The sequence below is a fragment of the Paenibacillus sp. 05T425 genome (genome assembly GCF_056396205.1).
On the sequence record NZ_JBFTLA010000005.1, the window covers coordinates 403497 to 423563 of the forward strand.

15 protein-coding genes are annotated in these 20067 nt (G+C 48.9%); 11 read left to right on the top strand and 4 right to left on the bottom strand.

Annotation, left to right across the window (positions count from 1 at the left end; genetic code table 11):
- The first annotated feature begins 23 nt into the window (after nt 1-23).
- A complete protein-coding gene (locus tag AC1DF0_RS13790) occupies nt 24-2213 on the top strand; it encodes an ABC transporter ATP-binding protein (protein WP_477574370.1) in 2190 nt (729 codons plus the stop codon).
- Nucleotides 2213-2710 carry a DUF1854 domain-containing protein gene (locus AC1DF0_RS13795; RefSeq protein ID WP_477574371.1) on the top strand — a complete coding sequence of 166 codons (498 nt, stop codon included), beginning with the start codon at nt 2213-2215 and terminating at the stop codon, nt 2708-2710. Before AC1DF0_RS13790 ends, AC1DF0_RS13795 begins: the two co-directional genes overlap by 1 nt.
- 69 nt (nt 2711-2779) lie before the next feature.
- Here AC1DF0_RS13795 and AC1DF0_RS13800 read toward each other — a convergent pair whose 3' ends face one another.
- Entirely contained in the window at nt 2780-3070 is a 291-nt protein-coding gene (locus AC1DF0_RS13800) for a hypothetical protein (protein ID WP_477574372.1), read from the bottom strand.
- A gap of 165 nt (nt 3071-3235) precedes the next feature.
- Nucleotides 3236-4477 carry a nitrate/nitrite transporter gene (locus AC1DF0_RS13805; RefSeq protein ID WP_477574373.1) on the bottom strand — a complete coding sequence of 414 codons (1242 nt, stop codon included), beginning with the start codon at nt 4475-4477 and terminating at the stop codon, nt 3236-3238.
- 456 nt (nt 4478-4933) lie between these two features.
- Here AC1DF0_RS13805 and AC1DF0_RS13810 point away from each other — a divergent pair, with 456 nt between their 5' ends.
- From AC1DF0_RS13810 to thrS, 6 genes are all read left to right on the top strand, one after another.
- Nucleotides 4934-6208, top strand: coding sequence for a molybdopterin molybdotransferase MoeA (locus tag AC1DF0_RS13810; protein WP_477574374.1), 1275 nt, complete (start codon nt 4934-4936; stop codon nt 6206-6208).
- A gap of 29 nt (nt 6209-6237) precedes the next feature.
- Nucleotides 6238-8385 carry a nitrite reductase large subunit NirB gene (gene nirB, locus AC1DF0_RS13815; protein ID WP_477574375.1) on the top strand — a complete coding sequence of 716 codons (2148 nt, stop codon included), beginning with the start codon at nt 6238-6240 and terminating at the stop codon, nt 8383-8385.
- Entirely contained in the window at nt 8366-10516 is a 2151-nt protein-coding gene (gene nasC / locus AC1DF0_RS13820) for an assimilatory nitrate reductase catalytic subunit NasC (RefSeq protein ID WP_477574376.1), read from the top strand. Before nirB ends, nasC begins: the two co-directional genes overlap by 20 nt.
- Nucleotides 10517-10668: 152 nt before the next feature.
- Nucleotides 10669-11577, top strand: coding sequence for a permease (locus AC1DF0_RS13825; protein ID WP_477574377.1), 909 nt, complete (start codon nt 10669-10671; stop codon nt 11575-11577).
- Nucleotides 11578-12483 carry a TIGR03943 family putative permease subunit gene (locus tag AC1DF0_RS13830; protein ID WP_442053252.1) on the top strand — a complete coding sequence of 302 codons (906 nt, stop codon included), beginning with the start codon at nt 11578-11580 and terminating at the stop codon, nt 12481-12483. It begins immediately after the preceding gene.
- Nucleotides 12484-12971: 488 nt separating this feature from the next.
- Nucleotides 12972-14888, top strand: coding sequence for a threonine--tRNA ligase (thrS, locus tag AC1DF0_RS13835; RefSeq protein WP_477574378.1), 1917 nt, complete (start codon nt 12972-12974; stop codon nt 14886-14888).
- A gap of 64 nt (nt 14889-14952) precedes the next feature.
- On the opposite strand, the gene AC1DF0_RS13840 is transcribed toward thrS, so the two are convergent.
- Nucleotides 14953-15723: a MerR family transcriptional regulator gene (locus AC1DF0_RS13840; protein WP_477574379.1), complete on the bottom strand. Its 771-nt coding sequence runs from the start codon at nt 15721-15723 to the stop codon at nt 14953-14955.
- Nucleotides 15724-15920: 197 nt separating this feature from the next.
- Between AC1DF0_RS13840 and AC1DF0_RS13845 the strand changes: the two genes are divergently transcribed.
- From AC1DF0_RS13845 to AC1DF0_RS13855, 3 genes are all read left to right on the top strand, one after another.
- Nucleotides 15921-16343 (top strand): tellurite resistance TerB family protein, encoded by a 423-nt coding sequence (locus AC1DF0_RS13845; RefSeq protein WP_477574380.1) that lies wholly within the window; start codon nt 15921-15923, stop codon nt 16341-16343.
- A gap of 76 nt (nt 16344-16419) precedes the next feature.
- A complete protein-coding gene (locus AC1DF0_RS13850) occupies nt 16420-17343 on the top strand; it encodes a helix-turn-helix transcriptional regulator (RefSeq protein WP_477574381.1) in 924 nt (307 codons plus the stop codon).
- A gap of 79 nt (nt 17344-17422) precedes the next feature.
- On the top strand, nt 17423-19000 hold the full coding sequence (locus tag AC1DF0_RS13855; RefSeq protein ID WP_442053279.1) for an MDR family MFS transporter: 1578 nt from the start codon (nt 17423-17425) through the stop codon (nt 18998-19000).
- A 77-nt stretch (nt 19001-19077) separates the two neighbouring features.
- Here AC1DF0_RS13855 and AC1DF0_RS13860 read toward each other — a convergent pair whose 3' ends face one another.
- Nucleotides 19078-20031, bottom strand: coding sequence for an ATP-dependent DNA ligase (locus AC1DF0_RS13860; RefSeq protein ID WP_477574382.1), 954 nt, complete (start codon nt 20029-20031; stop codon nt 19078-19080).
- Nucleotides 20032-20067: the final 36 nt, after the last annotated feature.

A 20067-nucleotide genomic window follows, 5' to 3' on the forward strand; every position in this document is an offset into this window, starting at 1 on the left:
CGCTTGCGAATGGGGGGGCTAAATTGTCGGTTTTAGAGAAATTACCAACTGCCATACAATCGAAGCTGAAGCTCGAACCGTTGTTCAGCGGTAAAACGGATTTGCTTACGGATGGACATTTCGGCGAACAGTGGCTGACGATTACGGAACAGGAATTAATGCTTTGGAACGAAGCAGGCAAGCAGCAGTTATCCATCGCACTTAGTGATGTAACAGATGCACGCGCCGCAGGCGGCGTTGGCGGCGGTATGCTTATGATCGATACCAAGAAAGGGCCAGTCGTTGCCGCTCGGTATACCGCTGCCCTGACAACGGTGTTCAGCTTCGCTGCCAAGCTCATTGGCGCATTAGCCAAAGGAGAGGAACGGCCCGTCATCTCGGAGAAGGAATTTCCGAGATATTGTCCGAAATGCAATAATCCGCTCTCCGAGGGCACGCAAGTATGCCCTCTATGCAAAAGCAACAAAAAAGTGATACTGCGTATGCTCAGCTATGCTTTACCGTATAAACTTCAGATGGCGGCAGCCGGGTTCCTGCTCGTCATCACGACATTGGTAGAGCTTATCCCGCCTTATTTGACGAAAGTAATGATCGATGATGTTCTACAACCGAAAGACACAGGTTCTAAGCTGTTAATGGTTGTCCTTGGGCTAGGTGTAACGGCATTGCTCATGACCATTATGCAGACGGTACGAGGGCTTATCGGCGTATGGGTTGGATCTAAGTTGATGGGCGATTTGCGCAAAGACGTATACAGTTCATTAATGCGGCTTTCGTTAGCGTTCTTCGATCGAAGGCAGACCTCTCAGTTTATCGGACGGGTGAACAGCGATTCGGAGGCCATGCGGCAATTCATGACCGACGGCGTCATTTGGGTAAGCGGCGAGTCGCTGCGCGTTATCGCGATCTTCATTATTATGTTCGGCCTCGATTGGAAGCTTACTTTGTATGCAATGCTGCCGATGCCGTTCATGGTTCTGGTGTCAATGAAGCTATGGCCGAAGATAGGCCGGCGGTGGTATCAGCAATGGCGGGCGATATTCAGACTGAACGTCTTGGTGGGCGATTCGTTGCAAGGTGTTCGGGTCGTGAAAGCATTCGGTCAAGAAAAGACGGAAATGTCCCGTTATGAGGTCGCGAACCGCGAGGTTGTGCGCCACAACATTAGAATTGAAGGCCTATGGCAAGGCATGTTCCCATTATTCTCATTCATTGCTGGCATCGGCACACTGCTCATTTGGTATAACGGCGGGCAATCTGTTATACATAATGAGCTTCAACTCGGTACACTAATGGCTTTGATCGCTTACCTGACGATGCTATTCGGCCCGCTTCAATGGGTTAGCCAAATGATCAACTGGGCCAGCAATGCGCTTGCCGCAGCCGATAGGGTATTCGAGATAATGGATACGCCGTCCGAGGTGCCGGATGTGAAGGATCCAGCCGTAATAGGAACGATTGAAGGCCATGTGCGCTTCGATAAAGTGACATACGGTTACGAGAAACATCATCCGGTCATTAAGGACATTAACCTTGATGTGGAAGCCGGCGAAATGATCGGGCTTGTCGGTCATTCCGGAGCAGGCAAATCCACGTTCATTAATATGATCTGCCGCTTCTACGATACGGATGAAGGATCGATTTCTATCGACGGCATCGATCTTCGCCGTATAAGCCAGAGCGACCTTCGCAGGCAGATTGGCGTCGTGCTGCAGGAAACCTTCTTATTCGATGGTACGATTGCCGAGAATATCGCGTATTCCAAGCCGAATGCGACACCGATTGAAATTATGCAAGCGGCTAAGATTGCCAATGCGCATGATTTCATCGTTCGATTGCCGGACGGCTACGATACGAGGGTCGGCGAACGCGGACATCGCCTCTCCGGCGGAGAGAAGCAGCGTGTATCGATTGCGCGAGCGATCATTCATGATCCTCGCATCCTTATCCTGGACGAAGCGACAGCCTCTGTGGACACCGAGACGGAGCGTCAAATCCAGGAAGCGATCACGAGACTCATTAAAGGCAGAACAACATTCGCCATAGCCCACCGTCTCTCAACGCTTCGCAACGCGAACAGACTTGTCGTTCTGGAGCGAGGCAAGATCGTCGAGGTCGGCACCCATGAAGAGCTGCTCGACAAGAAGGGCGCCTATCATAAGCTCGTCGAAGCGCAGCAGGAGCTGTCGAAGATTAAGGGGGTTGAAGGCTGATGGACGACAAATACAGCATCAAAGTGTTCGACCCCGAACATGTATTGTTCAGCAGGGGAGGCGGCGGCGTCTTTCAAGGCATCGTAGAAGGGAAGCCGTATGAGGAGCTGGTCATTCACCGCTCCTTCCCTTTCCTGTATACGACACGTTATATATCGGTAAGAGATGTGAAGGGCGACGAGCTGGGCATCATCGAAGACATAGAGAAACTCGATGACGAAAGCAAGAGGGAGCTTGAGCAGGAGCTGCGATACCGTTATTTTCTCCCAACCGTAACGAGAGTCGAGAGCGTGAAGCAGAAATCCGATCTATGGATATGGGAGCTTCAGACGAATCTCGGGCCGACGAGCATGGCGATGCGCAACCTGCACGAGCATCTGCAGTTCCCAGGTGGCAATCGAGTCATATTGACCGATATTAACGGCAAGCGTTGCGAGATAGCCGATTGGCAGGAGCTTGACACCCATAGCCGAAGCCAACTGACTGATGTGTTGTAAACGAAAACGAGCGAGCTTACCGCATTTTTGCGGGCAGCTCGCTCGTTTCATTTTGCCTGCGCACGACTTTTAGAGCGGTGTCACGACAGGAAGATGAATCGTCGTTCTCGGATATTTGTAATCGTTTCTATAGCAATTGGTGTCATTATCATAGGAAGATTGAGAGAGACGATGCGAAATCTCAAAGATTGGCAGCTTCGGATTCACGTGCAGCGTTGATTCGAAAAACGAACACTGCTCGAAGTTGAAATCTAGAGTGGAGATAATAATGATACAGTTCGTGAACGTGCAACTGACGAAGTTGAATCCGTCAAATTGTATCGTTTCGTCTTTGAAATTTTCATTCGCAATTGTTTTCATTGACAACGCTCCTATTCATAAGATGAGACAACATGATTAACATACTATCAGATTGTATGCGTGATGTTTGTCACTTATTGCTCTTCGAATGAATTATTTATCGACATGTTGCGATAAGTCGGGCGGTCAATGAAAACGCAAGCGATGCGTAACGCTCAGTAAGGATTATAGATTAATCGTGGAGCCTTCTCCGCTGGTTTGGATAAGCGCCTTGCCGCCTTTTCCCATCCACTGTTTGCGCCAGCTGAACTGAATGACATACAGAGTGATAAGCGCTGCAAGCGCGATTCCGCTGAGTACTAGGAAACCTGCCGTATATGCACCTGACGATTGGTACAGCTTGCCCAAAATAAGCGGCAACACATATCCTCCAATACCGCCTGCAGCTCCGACGATACCCGTCATCAGGCCGAGTTCGTTGCCGAAACGCTGCGGTACGAGTTGGAATACCGATCCATTTCCCATACCAAGCGACATCATTCCGATGAATAAGAGAACGATAACGACAGGCAATGGCGGAAGCGTTGATATCGAAGCCAGCATAAGTCCTGCGACAGCATAGAGAACCGTCAACATGCGCGTACCGCCGAATCGATCGGCTAAGTAACCGCCTACCGGTCTGAAGAAGCTGCCTGCGATAACGCAGATTGTAGTGAAATCAGCCGCTTTGACTGGAGAGAGACCGTATTGCGTATTGAAGAAGATCGTCAAATAGTTGGTAAGACCGACGAAACCGCCGAATGTAACGCAATAGAACAAGCAGAACACCCAAGCGTCGCGTTGTTTCAATAAAGAACCGTATTGCGTAAGCTTCTTAGGTGCGGGACGGTTCGGGCTGTTTTTGGCGAAAATCGTAAAGAAGATAAATACAAGCACGATCGGGATAAGAGCTAAGCCGAATACGGCTTCCCAGCCGCCGAAATGTTGCGCCAAGCGGTTGGCGAACAGCGTGGAGAAGATCGTACCGCTGTTGCCTGCCCCTGCAATACCCATTGCAAGACCTTGATGTTCCTTGGAATACCATTGACCGGCTAACGGAAGTGCTGCCGCGAACGAGGCGCCTGCAATGCCTAACAGAATAGCGACGATGTAAAGCTGATCTAACGAATGAACGAATTGCCAGCCGAGCACGAGAGGGATGACCGTCAAAACCATGCCAATCTGTGCCGTAAGCTTAGGACCGATATAATCGGTTAGGAAGCCGAGCACCAAACGCAGGATCGAGCCGCCTAGTACGGGAAGAGCAACAAGATTCGCTTTTTGAACCGGGTCCATCGGATAGTCGGCAGCAATAATGACGCTAAGCGGGCCAATGAGAACCCAAATCATAAAGCTGATATCAAAATATAGAAATGCGCTAAATAACGTTGGTTTGTGTCCGCTTTGCCAAAAACTTTTTTTCTCCATGCCTATCTCTCCCTTTATCTTCTCTTTTTTTTTCGCGTTTCGGTCCGGACCGACGCTTCGTTCGTGAAGCCTAACACATTCAATGGTTAAAATGTACAAAAGCCGCACTTCGCCCTGTTGAAAAAGGGGCGAAACGCGGCTTCATTGCCAACGGCGCACGTCATTGTGCTGCCTGTCGTTTACGTTATAGTGTCTTACGGTGTTCCCAACTCGAATTATAGAGGTGAGTTACCTTAATGTCAATATATATAACATGAAATATTTTTTTGTTCGCTTATGTTTAATTATGTTATGTATATTGACATAAGCGTAAAAATAACCTACTCTAAACATATGATAAGAGCTTCGCACAGCGTTGTGCTGGCTCACTCGGCAACGGTGCCTTTTTCCTGAATAACAGGGAGAGGGCATTTTCTGTTTATAAAACCATGTACGTTAAGATAGGGGAGGATCATAATGGCAATCGTTAACGTTCAGCATCCGATGACAGCTTCCGTATCATTAGCTTCGATGAAACTGCTTGCTTGCGTGAAAGAACCTCCCATTGAAACGGTTTCGTTAGAGGATGCTGGGGCAAGAGTACTTGCGAATGACTTCGAAAGCATCGTCTCATTGCCTCCATTCCGGAGAGCGGCGATGGATGGGTATGCAGTCCAGGCAGCAGCTCTGCAAGGCGCATCAAGGGAACGCCCCGTGGAGCTGCGTATTATTGATGAAGTGCGTGCCGGACATATAACGCAGCATGAGCAGCCAACTGCTTCAACGCTTCATCTAAATGATGCTGTTCGCATATTCACCGGGGCGCCCGTACCGGAAGGTTATGATACAGTCGTCATCCAAGAAACGGCAATACCTCTCGAAGCGCGCAATGGATATCGCAGAATAAGACTCGATCGGCCATGTACGATAGGTCAGCATATTGCAGAGAAAGGCGAAGACGTTCCGCAAGGGATGAAGCTGTTGTATCGGGGGACTGAGCTGAGGGCCAAAGAAGTGGCCATTCTCGCATCTGTCGGGCAATGGGAGATTGAAGTATACGAGCGTCCGAAGGTAGCCGTTCTCCCCATCGGCGATGAGTTAATCGCGCCTGGACGAGAGCTAAGCGGTGGCCAAATCTACGAATCTAACAGTTATATGATAGGAGCTCGCTTGAAAGAGCTTGGCGCATCCGTTATCCGTTATCCTGTTGTGCCTGATTGTCTAGAGCGGATAGAAGCTGCCATTCAGGAGTGCCTCACAAAGGCCGATATGGTTGTCACGACCGGTGGAGTATCGGTAGGCGATTACGATTATGTGAAAGAAGCTGCGGAACGTATCGGAGCAGAAGCGATTTTTACGAAAACGATTATGCGTCCAGGTACACCAACCTCAGCGTTCCGACGTTCTAATCGATTGATTATATGCTTATCAGGCAATCCTTCCGCATGCTTCGCAGGACTAGAGCTATTGCTTAAGCCAGTTGTTCTCAAAGCAAGCGGCAAAACCGAATATCGCTCCACCTGGCTGGATGGCCGCTTAATGGATTCCATACTGAAGCCTTGCCCGTACCCTAGATATATAAGAGCATTCGTCTACCGTTCAGAGAAAGAATGGATGGTCGAACCGCTGACGAACGATAAATCCGGAAATGTCGCGGCGTTCGCTAAAGCTAATGCGCTGGCTCTCATTCCGCCAGGTGGTACGGGGGCTATTATCGGCCAAGAAGTACAATGGGTATCGCTCACGATATAGAAAAAAATGTGCGAGTGGATGTGGACATAATGAGTAGAAAACAGCTTGTAGTTATCGGAAACGGAATGGCCGGCATCAAATGCGTCGAGGAAATATTGAATATCAATGCTGAACAATTCCAAATTACGGTGATCGGCAGCGAGAAACATCCGAATTACAATCGGATTTTATTGTCCAAGGTGCTGCAAGGAGATTCCTCCATTAACGATATAGTCATCAATGATTGGTCATGGTATACGGAGAAAGGCATCAAGCTATATACGGGCGAGACCGCTACACGCATTCATCATGGCGATATACAGAGTGTAGAAACGGCATCCGGCCTACGGATTCCGTTCGATATCCTTATTATAGCTACAGGCTCATCGGCCTTTATCCCACCGATTATCGGCGTTAATAAACCCGGCGTCATCTCCTTCCGTAATATCGACGATTGCAAGACGATGATCGATTATGCAGGCAAATATCGCAAAGCGGCGGTCATTGGCGGGGGATTGCTAGGTCTTGAAGCTGCAAGGGGACTTCTTAATCTCGGTATGGAAGCCACAGTCATTCATAATGCGCCTTATTTAATGAATCGCCAGCTTGACCTGGCATCAGCAGAGCTTCTGCAGAAGGAACTGGAAGGTCAGGGCATGCGCTTCTGGCTCGGCAAGGAAACGGACAAAATTATCGGGCGTGACCGTGCGAAGGGCATTCGGTTCACGACGGGCCTCACCGTTGAAGCCGATCTTATCGTTCTTTCCGTAGGTATCMGGCCGAACATTGATCTCGCCAAACGCAGCGGCATCGATACGAATCGCGCAATTATGGTCGATGATTACATGCGGACTAATATCGCTAACGTATATGCCGTAGGTGAATGCGCCGAACACAGAGGAATCGCCTATGGGCTGGTTGCTCCGCTCTATGAGCAGGGCAAGGTGCTTGCTCGAACGATTTGCGACGAAGCAACGCCTCCTTATGAAGGGTCGATTCCTTATGCGCAGCTTAAAGTATCAGGTGTGCAGGTGTTCTCCGTCGGAGACATTCAAGAGGATAAAGCAGATACCGCAATCCAGCAATACGATGGCATTCATAACACCTACAAAAAAGTGACCATGCAATACGGAAGAGTATGCGGCGCTATTTTGTACGGCGACACCGATGAAGCGACCACTTTACTTAACCTCGTTAAGAAAAAAGCGCCTATCAGCGCCTTGAAAGCTGCAAGCAGTCAAGCGCAAGACGGAAGCTCTCCGATTGATGTCGAAGCAGAGAACATGGCGCCTCGAGAGACCGTATGCGCCTGCAATGCCGTTACGAAATCAGCCATTATGTGCGCGGTCTTGGAGAACGGATTGAATACGGCGGAGCAAGTTCGCGATAAGACGAAAGCGTCCAGCTCCTGCGGGGGATGCCGACCGATGGTTAGCGCAGTCGTCCGTTTCGCGCTTCGCAGCGGCAAAGATGGGGCGCAAGCAACAGAACCGGCTATTTGCGGTTGTACGACAGTCGGCCATCAGGCGCTTAAGACCGCCATCCAAAGCCATTCATTTACGAATGCGCAGTCGGTCAGGCTAGCACTGAATTGGGGTAAAATGAACGGCTGCCGTCTCTGCAATAACGCCATTCATTACTATATGGAGCTTAAACATCCGCAATCATTTACAGCCATTACAGGAGTAGACAATCGTCTAACGATTCATTCCGCAAGCTCAGCGATTATGAGTCAAGGAGAGGGCTTCAACTCGGTATGGCTTGGTGAAGCGCTGCGTTCGATGTGGTCGCAAGCTTCAATGCCTACACCTCTGAAAGCAGCTGTTTCTTCCGGAGTCAAGACGCCAATCGGTATCCTTGTTCAGGATATCGGCCTAACCGGCTCGCCTTCAGGCTGGGAGCTGTATGCCGGCGGACATATGGAGCTGCCCGTAAAGCAAGGGCAATTGATCGGTATCGTGGAAAGCGACATGGATGCCTTGGAATTATCCGTCGCATGCATACAGCTGTATCGTGAGCGTGCGTATTACGGCGAGCCGCTATGGAAGTGGCTCGAGCGCGACGGAATCGTAGATATTAGAGAATTGCTGCTTGATCTCGAAGCGAGAAGAGAACTGTTCGATCATGCGAATCGCCCTTATCTGCAACTTGAATCAACCGAGAGGATAGGTGAAGTCAATGCCGCCGTTAGTCACTGAAGCAACAAACAGCGATAAACTGAACGTCATACAGACGCAGTGTCCCTTCTGCAGTGTGCAATGCAAGATGCAAGTAACGATAACGGAGCCAGCAGAAGGCTCGAACCGTCTATCCTATACGATTGAAGGAGCAGCCAATGCTGCTTCTGAAGGCCGCTTATGCGTTAAGGGCATGAATGCTCACCAGCATGCGACGAGCACGGAACGTTTGCTGCATCCTCTCATTAAGCGAGGCGGTCAGTTCATCGAAGCGACTTGGGAAGAAGCGCTGCGCACGATTCKCGATCAATTCCAAGCGACAAGCGAGAAGTACGGTCCGGACGCTATTGGCGTCTATGGCGGCGGTTCACTGACGAATGAGACGGCTTATCTGCTCGGCAAGTTCGCCCGTATCGCATTAGGCACCAAATATATCGATTATAACGGCCGCTTCTGCATGTCGGCCGCCGCATCGGCAGGAACGAAAGTATTCGGCGTTGACCGCGGACTCACGTGTCGACTGGCAGATATTCCGCTGGCGCGTTGTATCATTCTTGCCGGTACGAATATCGCCGAATGCCAGCCAACGCTCATGCCCTACTTCACGAAAGCGAAGGAAAACGGCGCGACCATTATCGTTATTGATCCGCGAGTAACAGCAACGGCGGCGATTGCCGATATTCATCTGCAAGTAAGACCCGGTACAGATGCCGCGCTTGCTAATGGTCTGCTCAAAGCGCTTGAGGAAGAAGGGCTGTTGAACGAGAAATTTATTGTAGAGAAGACGAGCGGCTTCTATGAGCTGAAGAAACATCTATCGACGATCCATATCGAGGACATTGCCGCTTTGACGGGTATTAGCGAAGCCGATATTCGTAAGGCAGCTATTGCTTACGGTAAGGCTGACACAGGTATTGTTTTCACGGCAAGAGGGGTGGAGCAGCAGACTGACGGCCATATGGCTGTTCGCGGTTTCCTTAATCTCGTGCTGGCTACCGGCAAGATAGGCAAGCCTGGCTGCGGTTACGGCGCAGTGACGGGACAAGGAAATGGACAAGGTGGACGTGAGCATGGTCAGAAGAGTGATCAGTTGCCGGGTTATCGCTCAATCGAGAACGAGCATGATCGAGCCTATGTGGCTAAGGTATGGGGAATTGAGCCGGAGCGATTGCCCCGCAAAGGCGTCTCTGCTTATGAAATGATGGAACTCGTCCATCAGGATGTCATTCGTTCGCTTTTCGTAATGGGCTCCAATCCCGTTGTCTCCAATCCGAATGCAACGCTAGTCGAGGATGGTCTTGCAAAATGCGATTTTCTCGTCGTCGCCGATATGTTCATGTCGGAGACAGCGCGTATGGCGGACGTTATTCTGCCCGTCACTTCCTATATCGAGAATACCGGTACACTCACGAATCTGGAAGGACGTGTACTGCTCAGAGAATTGAACGTCGTGGCTCCTGGCAGCACGAAGCATGACTGGTCCATTCTGTGCGAGTTGGCATCCTTACTCGGCTATGAAAGCTACTTCCCGTTCCAAACGGCTGAGCAAATCTTTGAGGAGCTTCGATTAGCAAGCCGCGGCGGTCTAGCCGATTACTACGGCATTAATTACGATCGTTTGCGTAGGGAAGGCGGCGTCTACTGGCCTTGCCCTTCGCCTGATAAGCCAAGCGCAGGCATTATGTTCCAGAACTTCTTCGCTCATCCTGACGGCAGAGCCGTGTTCACGGCAGTAGAGAGCAGACAGCCGCAAGAAACGCCATGCGAGCAATATCCGTTGACGATGACGAACGGCAGGGTGCTGTCGCATTATTTGACAGGCGTGCAAACTCGCCGCAGCAAGACATTAGCCGCTCGGAACATGGACAATTTCATCGAGATCCATCCGAAGACAGCGAAGCAGTATTGGATTGAGGAAGGCGAATGGGTAGTCGTTCAATCCAAGCGGGGCAGCTTCACCGTACGAAGCCGAATTACCGATCAAATCCGCGAAGATACGGTGTTCGTACCGATGCACTGGGGCGGAGCTCAGAACGTTAATCGCGCAACAAGCCCCGAGCTTGATCCAAACTGCAAGATGCCCGGCTTCAAAACATCGACCGTATCGATCATGCCGTTAAGGCTCCAACAGGAGTTGCAAGCTATCGACTAAATGCAATTATCAAAGTGATGTTCGTTAAGATCAATGATCCTAACGAATGTCGCTTTTTTATTCTCTTAACCGACTTTCCTATCGAGTGTTTAAGAGCTATATTAATAGATAGTCCTATTTTTGAAATACTGAAACTAGTGGAGTTGAATGGAGTGACAACGTTTTACCAATTGAATACGATTTTTATTAGCATGGTTATGGAGGCCATTCCATTCGTGCTCGTAGGTGTGCTTATATCCGGACTTATTCAAGCCTTCGTTAAAGAAAGCTTCATTTCAAGTATTATGCCCCGGAACCGTTTCCTTGCTGCCTTCRTCGGCTGTGGAATAGGACTGTTCTTTCCCTCATGCGAATGCGGTATCGTTCCGATCACACGCAGACTACTGAAGAAGGGGATGCCGCTCCATGCGGGGATTGCGTTCATGTTGACGGGTCCCATTCTGAATCCTATCGTACTGTTCTCAACCTATATCGCCTTCGGCAACAGTTGGGAAATGGTAGGGATTCGCGCAGGATTAGCCGCAGCAGTCGCTTTCTCGGTTGCCGTTCTTTTATCCTATATGTTCAAAACAATCCCTTTCAAACATACGAATCAGGATACCGTTCCATCTGGAACTCACATGCAAGCAGCAGATGAAGAGAAGCGCATCCCTATGCGAACGAAGCTATATGAGGTCATCGTCCATGCTATCGAGGAGTTTTTCTCTGTAGGCAAATATTTAGTTCTTGGCGCTTTCATCGCTGCTAGCATGCAGACGTTCGTGCCAACCTCGTACTTGCTTCACCTGGGAAGCAATCCGCTCACTTCGTCGCTTGTCATGATCGCGCTTGCTTTTCTTATTTCCTTATGCTCGGAAGCGGATGCTTTCATTGCAGCCTCATTCCGCAGCACGTTCTCGGTTGGCTCGTTATCGGCATTTCTCGTATTCGGTCCTATGGTAGATATCAAAAATACGCTCATGCTGCTGGGCACGTTCAGTACCAAGTTCGTTCTCGTATTGATTGGCCTGATCGTTTGCTTCACCCTAGCCGGTTCTTTAGTAGTAGGGAGGTTGTTTTAAATGGTTCGTTTTTTCATTTTGATTGGATTTTCCTTCATGTTCTTCATGCTGCATTATACAGGCGATATCAATAAATTTATCAATATGAAATATGCCTATTTGTCGATTAGCGCTATTGTTATTATGGGATTTCTTGGCGTAGTCGAATTTATTCGCGTCTCTCGTAAGCAAGTTGCCGAAGAGAAACGCGCTGCATCGGAAAATGAATGTTGTACGGTGGATCATAACCATCATGACCATCATAATGACGATGACCACGGACATGATCATGGTCATTCGCATGATGAGCCGAACAAGCTCAAGCGATATCTTGGTTATGCCGTGCTGTTCGTACCAATCTTCACAGGACTGTTTTTACCTGCTTATGCGCTTGATTCCAGCTTCGTCAAGGCAAAAGGTTTCTCGTTTCCAACTTTTGAGCAAAATGTGGAGCTAAATCCCGGCAATCATCAATTCCTGAAGCCGGACTCCAGCATCTTTTACAATAAAGACAGCTATAAGGATGTCGCGCAGCGCGAGAGAGAGGAGTTCATTAACCGATCTATGATTAAACTGACGGACGCCGATTATTTGAAGGGGATGGAGGCTATCTACAATGACCCCTCCGCTTTCATGAACAAAACAATCGGTTTCGACGGTTTCGCCTATAAGGGCGTTCAGGTCGACGGCAACCATTATTTTGTGTTCCGCTTTGGATTCATTCACTGCGTCGCAGATTCCGGCGTATTCGGCATGCTTGTGGAGTTTCCGAATGGCACGCAGCTCGCAGATGATGATTGGGTTCATGTGTCCGGCAAACTGAGCTGGGAGCTGTATCAACCGTTCAAACAAACGATACCCGTGTTAAAAGTTGCGGAGTGGAATAAGATCGACACCCCTAAAGACCCTTATGTATATCGGACTTGAATTTATTTAATGCGATTAAATTAAATATTGATTAATGATGTTAAATATAAAGCGCCAACCACATGCCAATTTTATTAAGTTCCGAAAATGTCACTTGACATGAGCAAAACCAATTCGTTATGATCGGAATTACAAATTGAGGCATTGACCAAAGACAACATTCCCATTTACGGGCTGTCAGAGAGAGAAGCGATTGGTGTGAGCTTCTTCAGCTACGATTGTGGAATTACCGCTTTGCAGCCGTGACCTGGAACTTCCGCTCGTTCATAAGGCGATTGGAACAGTATAGGTCACCGACTTATCCCCGTTAAAGGATACCTAAGGATCATTCCGGCAATGAGCGCGCTCGCGAGGCGTTTGTTCGTCCGTATGATCGAATGAGGGTGGAACCACGAGCTTGAACGCACTCGTCCCTTTCCGGGAGAGATGCGTTTTTTTGCGTTCATAAATAATTAAACGAAGCGAATATGCAGAAATGGAGGCCAATCATGGAAATCAACGTCACAATGCCAGATCAAGCTATTAGGAGGTATCAGCAAGGCACGACCCTTGCAGCAATCGCAACTTCTATCTCATCAAGCGTGGGTAAAAACGCTGTCGCCGGCAAAATCGACGGCAAGCTCGTTGATCTGAACCATCCGATTGTGCAGGACTGCAGACTCGAATTGATCATGCAAGACAGCAAGGATGGATTGGAAATATACCGCCACAGCACGGCTCATATCATGGCGCAAGCGATCAAACGTCTGTATGGCGATAAAGCTGTGAAGCTTGGGATCGGGCCGGTTATTGGAGGCGGCTTTTATTACGATATCGACATCGAGAAGCCTTTGTCTACAGATGATCTTGCTGCGATTGAAGCGGAGATGGCAAGCATTATACGAGAAGACTTGCCAATAGTTCGTCGTGTAGCGAATAGGGAGGAGGCAATAGCCTACTTCTCTAACTTGGAAGAACCGCTAAAGCTGGAGCTTATTGACGGTTTGCCCGGAGATAGCGTCATTTCACTTTACTCGCAAGGCGAATTCGTTGATCTCTGCCGCGGGCCGCATCTGCCGTCGACTGGAAGAGTCAAGGCATTCAAGCTGCTTAGCGTTGCAGGCGCTTATTGGCGCGGCGACGCTCGCAACAAGATGCTGCAGCGTATCTATGGGACTGCTTTCCCTAAGAAGTCTGAGCTGGAGCAACATTTGCATTTGCTTGAAGAAGCGAAGAAACGTGATCATCGTAAACTCGGCAAGGAGCTAGGTTTGTTCATGTTCGCCGAGGAAGCTCCGGGGATGCCGTTTTATTTGCCCAACGGCATGATTATCCGCAATGAGCTGGAGCAATTCGAGCGCGAGCTGCATCGGGAGCGTGAATATGAAGAGGTGCGCACGCCGCTTATGATGAACAATGCCCTATGGGAAATGTCCGGGCATTACGACCATTATAAGGACAATATGTATTTCACGAATGTTGACGACATTAAATATGCACTGAAGCCGATGAACTGTCCCGGTCACATGCTGATCTACAAGAACAGCTTGCATTCGTACCGGGAGTTGCCGATAAGGCTTGCCGAATATGGCCAAGTGCACCGGCATGAAGCGTCCGGCGCGCTTGGCGGCATGATGCGCGTTCGCACGTTCTGCCAGGATGATGCGCATCTGTTCGTCCTTCCGGAGCAAATCGAGGATGAGATTAAACGAGTCATTTCGCTTATCGACCATATGTATAAGGTGTTCGGATTCGACTATTCGATAGAGCTCTCGACGCGCCCCGACGATTCAATGGGTTCTGAGGAGTTGTGGCAGCGAGCGGAGTCGTCTCTGCAGCAGGTGCTCGATGTCAGCGGACTCCCGTATCGGATCAACGAGGGCGACGGCGCATTTTATGGACCGAAGATTGACTTCCACATTCACGATGCGCTGAAGCGCAGCTGGCAATGCGGCACGGTACAACTCGACTTCCAAATGCCAGAGAAATTCGACCTGTCCTATATCGGCGCAGATAATCAGAAGCACCGTCCCGTCGTTATTCATAGAGCCGTCTATGGCTCGCTTGATCGGTTCATCGGCATATTAACGGAGCATTACGCGGGTAGCTTCCCGCTATGGCTCGCGCCCGTGCAAGCTAAGCTGTTGCCCGTATCCGACAATGAAATCGATTATGCGTTTGAGGTGAAGCAGCAGCTCGAAGCTGCTGGTATCCGCGTCCAAGTCGATATTCGTTCGGAGAAGCTTGGATTCAAGGTTCGGGAGGCTCAACTGGAGAAAATCCCCTATATAATCGTGCTAGGCCGAAACGAAAGAGAATCGAAGATGCTGTCCGTCAGAAGCCGAAGAGAGAACGTGCTCGAGACAATGGAAGCAGCTTCGCTTATTGAGAAGCTTCAATCCGAGATTCGGAGCAAACGGAGTTAACCGCAAAAGTAGACTAAATAAAACCAAGGCTGATGCACATGCTGCATCAGCCTTGGCATAACCTCTATTCGTTCTTCTCTGTACCTGTATAGATGAAGATTGCATCCCGAAGGAATACAGCGGCACCTGGCTGATCCTTATCGTAATACGCGGTGAAGCGCTCGTCATCGACATACATTTGCGCAACGCCGGCATGGGCTTCCTTGCTGTACTTATCCCAATAAAACGTTAGCCATCTGCGATGCATGTCGGCTGTTTTCTGAGCAAGCTCTCCAGCAGGATCGCCTGTTGCAATCGCCGCGGCAAGCGTCGTGTGAATATCGGCAGCGAGCCGCTCCAGCTCGGCATGCTGTTGCTCTGACATGCCCTTGACTTTCCGATTCGATTGATTTACTTGCTCATCTCCATACTTGGCTCGGATCTCTGCACCATATTGCTGCTCATTATCGTCAACTAGCTTTTGCTTAAAAGCTTCGAATTTTTGCTTGTCAGTCATCGTAATCTTCCCTTCTCTTTGGGCTAACGTCAGGTCTACGGTTTCGATAAGCCGATCCAAGTGCTCGCGTTTCTCCAGAAGCTGTCGGCGGTGCTCCTTCAGCGCATGCTCCGCATCAAAGTCTTCGGAAGTCAACAAATCTTTAATCGACTCCAAACTAACGCCAAGCTCGCGATAAAATAATATTTGCTGAAGCAGATCGACCTCTTGCTTTCCATAGATCCGATATCCCGACGAGTTGATTCTGGCCGGCTTCAGAAGATCAATCTCATCGTAATAACGCAGCGTCCGCGTGCTGATTCCGGCAAGCTGACCGAGCTTTTGAACGGTGTATTCCATCGTCATTCCTCCTGACAAAGCTAATCGTACACCTTTACGTTCCGTCAATGTCAACCCGTATTTTTCTCACCTAAGCCCCTAATCAATAAAAAATGTTTGATATTTTTCAAAATACGTTGTAGGATATTCTTCCTTGTCCGTCGAAAGTAAAGGGATAAGATTTATAAATTAGATAACCTACAAGGGAGTGGACCGCTTTGTTTTTGCATTTCCTGCAATCGAATGAGCATAAGGAAGCGTTTTTGGAATTAGCCCATGTGGTTGCCAACGCCGACGGCTTCGTTAACCGTAGAGAAAAGGAATATTTGCGAACGTATTTGGGTGAGATGGACATGCATTCCAACAAGCTGCAAGGCATAAAGGCGAGACCGCTTGCCGATATTATAGGCGGCTTGAAAGACGAACCTATTAAGAACATTTTTTTCGCTGAAATATTGCTGCTTATTTTCGCGGACGGCGACTATAATGATGAAGAGAAACAAATCGTCAGAGATATGCAGCAGCTCTTCGGCTTCTCGGACGAAACGTATGAATCGTTCAAAAACTGGGTCATTCGTGTCGATCAGCTTAAGGTCGAAGGCATGAAGCTTATTTTGAATCCGACTCAGCTCAAGCAATAGCATACACAACATCACAAACCACCGCCATCAGCTCTAACAACGCGGTGGTTTTTGACACTTTTGAAGGAGCGTAAGCATGAAGCTGGAAAGACTAATATCGATGGTCTATATGCTGTTGAACAACGAGATTGTATCCGCCTCGTCGCTAGCAGACAAATATAACGTATCACAGCGGACGATCTATCGAGACATTGACACGATCTGCGCGGCAGGTATCCCAGTTGTATCGTATCAAGGCGTGAACGGCGGGTTTGGCATTATTGATACGTATAAAATGGACAAAAGCTTGCTTGGCTCACATGATGTGGGTTCGCTTGTGACGATTCTACATACAATGTCTACCGTGTTCGAAGACGACAAGGCGCAGGATACGATTAATAAGCTGCAGACTCTCCAAACTGAGTCCGGAATGCCGAGCCTGTCAATGGATATCGGCTCGCAGCGGGCTTACAACGGTAATCTTCGATTGATTCGCAATGCGATTAAGGAACAAAAAGTGATTCAGTTCGAATATATTAATGCGAAGAGCGAAAGAGCGAAACGAGATGTTGAACCGGTCAGCCTGTTGTTCAAATATGATTCCTGGTACTTGTTCGGCTATTGCAGAACGCGCAGCGATTATCGCGAGTTCAAGCTGTCGCGAATCGCGGAGCTGATGGCGCTGGGTGAGTATTTCGCTCGCAAACATGAAGCGCCGTCTACCGACGAAAGCGGGCATTGGTATAATCGTACGGAAACGATATACGAGCATGCTTTGCTGCACTTCAAGGTCGAGACGCTAGCCAAAGCGCTGGACTTCTTCTATAACGCGGACAAAACGTATAAGGAAGACGGCTCGCTTATCATTGATMTGCGCTATCCCTCGAATCGTGGCGAACGGTGGCTGATTCCAATTCTGCTTAGCTTCGGCGACGGAGTAGAGGTGCTTGAGCCTGCGATACTCCGTCAGCAGATGAAAAATAAAATTGAAAATATGTTCCGTTTATATCCCGAAGTATGACAATCAGTTGTCATACTTTTTTGTTTACACTTAACCCAAGACAAACAACCAATGGAATCGAAGGAGTGTATGGTAACTAATGAAGCAATTATCGAAAAGAAATGTATCGCTAGTCATGGCCGGTTTGCTGCTCAGCATTCTGATGGCGTCCATGGACAACACGATCGTCGCAACGGCGATGGGCAATATCGTAGGCGAACTGGGCGGTATGGACAAATTCGTATGGGTAACGTCAGCTTATATGGTCGCTGAGATGGCGGGTATGCCTATATTCGGCAAGCTGTCGGATATGTACGGACGCAAACGTTTTTTTGTATTCGGCATTATCGTCTTCATGATCGGCTCGGCACTATGCGGAACGGCAGCTACGATTACCGAACTTGCGATCTACAGAGCCATTCAAGGCATTGGCGGCGGCGCGCTTATACCGATCGCGTTCACGATCTTGCTTGATGCTGTCCCGCTCGAGAAGAGAGGCAGTCTTATGGGACTATTCGGCGCCGTATTCGGCTTATCAAGCATATTCGGTCCGCTACTAGGCGCATATATTACCGATCACATTTCTTGGCAATGGATCTTCTACATTAATCTGCCGCTTGGCGCAGTCGCATTCGCGCTCGTAGCCTTCAATTACAAAGAATCGCATGAGCACTCGAAACAACCGATCGATTGGCTAGGGGCGGCTGCGCTTCTTGGCGCAATTGTGTGCCTCATCTTCGCTCTTGAGCTTGGCGGCAAAACATTCGCTTGGAGCTCATGGGAGATCATCGGATTGTTCGCCGGCTTCGCGATACTTGCGATCGCATTCATTCTGGCGGAACGGAAAGCGGAAGAACCTATTATTTCATTCAACTTATTCAAGAACAGACTGTATACAACGAGCATCCTTACCGCTTTGTTCAGCGGTGCAGCATTCATCGTGGCGTCGGTCTATATCCCGATTTTCATTCAAGGCGTGCTTGGCGGCACCGCAACGAACTCGGGTCTCGTCCTGTTGCCGATGATGATCGGCACGGTCATTACCGCTACGCTTGGAGGAATGCTAATCTCGAAAATCTCCTATCGAAGCGTCATCGTTCCGACACTCGCTTTACTCGGTATAGGAACGGCACTCGTCACGACGCTAACTCCCGATTCATCGAGGCTTCTCGTGACATTCTATATGGTATTGATCGGTCTAGGCATTGGGGCAACGTTCTCGGTGTTAAGCACCACAGCCATTCATGGTTTATCCTACCGCCAACGCGGATCGGCGAGCGCAACGCTTAACTTCCTGCGATCGCTTGGCATGACACTTGGCATCACTGTATTCGGTTTAATTCAAAGCCATTCGTTCTCGAACAAAATGAGCAGTTTGGCAGGAGAGGGTACATCTACGGACGCACTGCTGCCGGAAGGGCTTAACTTCGAAGATACTCATGCGCTGCTTGCGCCTGAGACGAGGCAGCTGTTTCCTGGTGAGTTGCTCGAGACGATTACAAGCATGTTGTCCGACTCTATCGTTCGCACATTCGCATGGGCAATCATTCCTGTCGGCTTATCCTTGCTTGCCGCTTCGTTCATGGGGCGGGCTAAGCTAGATGCGAGCGCGGAATCGGCTGACAATGTTACAACATCGGATACAACTGATGCGGTTACCTATTCAGGTGCTCATTAGCCGCGAGCATCATATAAGCAAAGAAGAAGATCCGTTTATGGATCTTCTTCCGCTTTGTTAAGGTGCTAGGCCTCAACCTAACCTTTTATTTGCTCTAGCGTACATTCTAAAGTGTTATCTACACTGACAATCGCCTGTATGCTGGGATGACGCATCGTTCGATTTGCGGTTAGCTCTAAATATTCAACTTTAACGGCAATGGCAGGTTTTACCCATATGATATCTTTGGACCGCACCGGTTCATTTGTGAATGGACTTTCGTCGACTTGCATTAGTTTCGCCAATTCCGTTAGGTTCGACCAATCGTTCTGCGTTAATTTTCCAGTGCCGGCATTACCGATATAAATCCATTCGTGATCATTCGTATAGAGACCGAGCAAGAGAGAATTAACCGTCTTATCACGGAATGTAACTCCGCCTACCGCCGCGTACAAGTCCTTCATAACCTTCTGTTTTCTCCAACGACCGTCTTTGCCATTGATCCTATACGTACTTTGAAGCTCCTTATATATGACGCCTTCCATTTGATATTGCTTCATCTGTTCGAATAATGTTTGGCCATCCTCAAAGTTTTGTGCGAGTTGAACATTGGTTTGCGGTATGACGATTTGCTCCAGCAAAGCATGACGTTGTTGTAATGTTCTGTCCGTCACCCAATCGCCATTATAGTACAGCACGTCGAAAATCATATAGGTGATCGGAATAAGGGAGGCAGCTTGCTTGACTCTGCCGGGCTGCCTTAAGCTGTCTCTCTTCATCACTTCATGAAAAGAAGGTTTATGATGATCGAACGCGATGATCTCTCCATCAAGAATGATGGAGTCGGCTGTACAGAACGTTTTATGACTAAGCAACTCGGGATATTGCAACGTTCTTTCGTTCAACCTTCGATTGTAAAGCTTTGTTTCACTGCCGTCATCATACAGCAGGACCCGGACGCCGTCCCACTTAATTTGGGCTATCCACTCGTCACCTTCAGGGGGCAATGCTGTACTAATCGGTTCAAATGGGGAAATAGGTTTCAGATTCATTCATAACCTCCCAAAAAACGTATAGCTCAAGCTTTC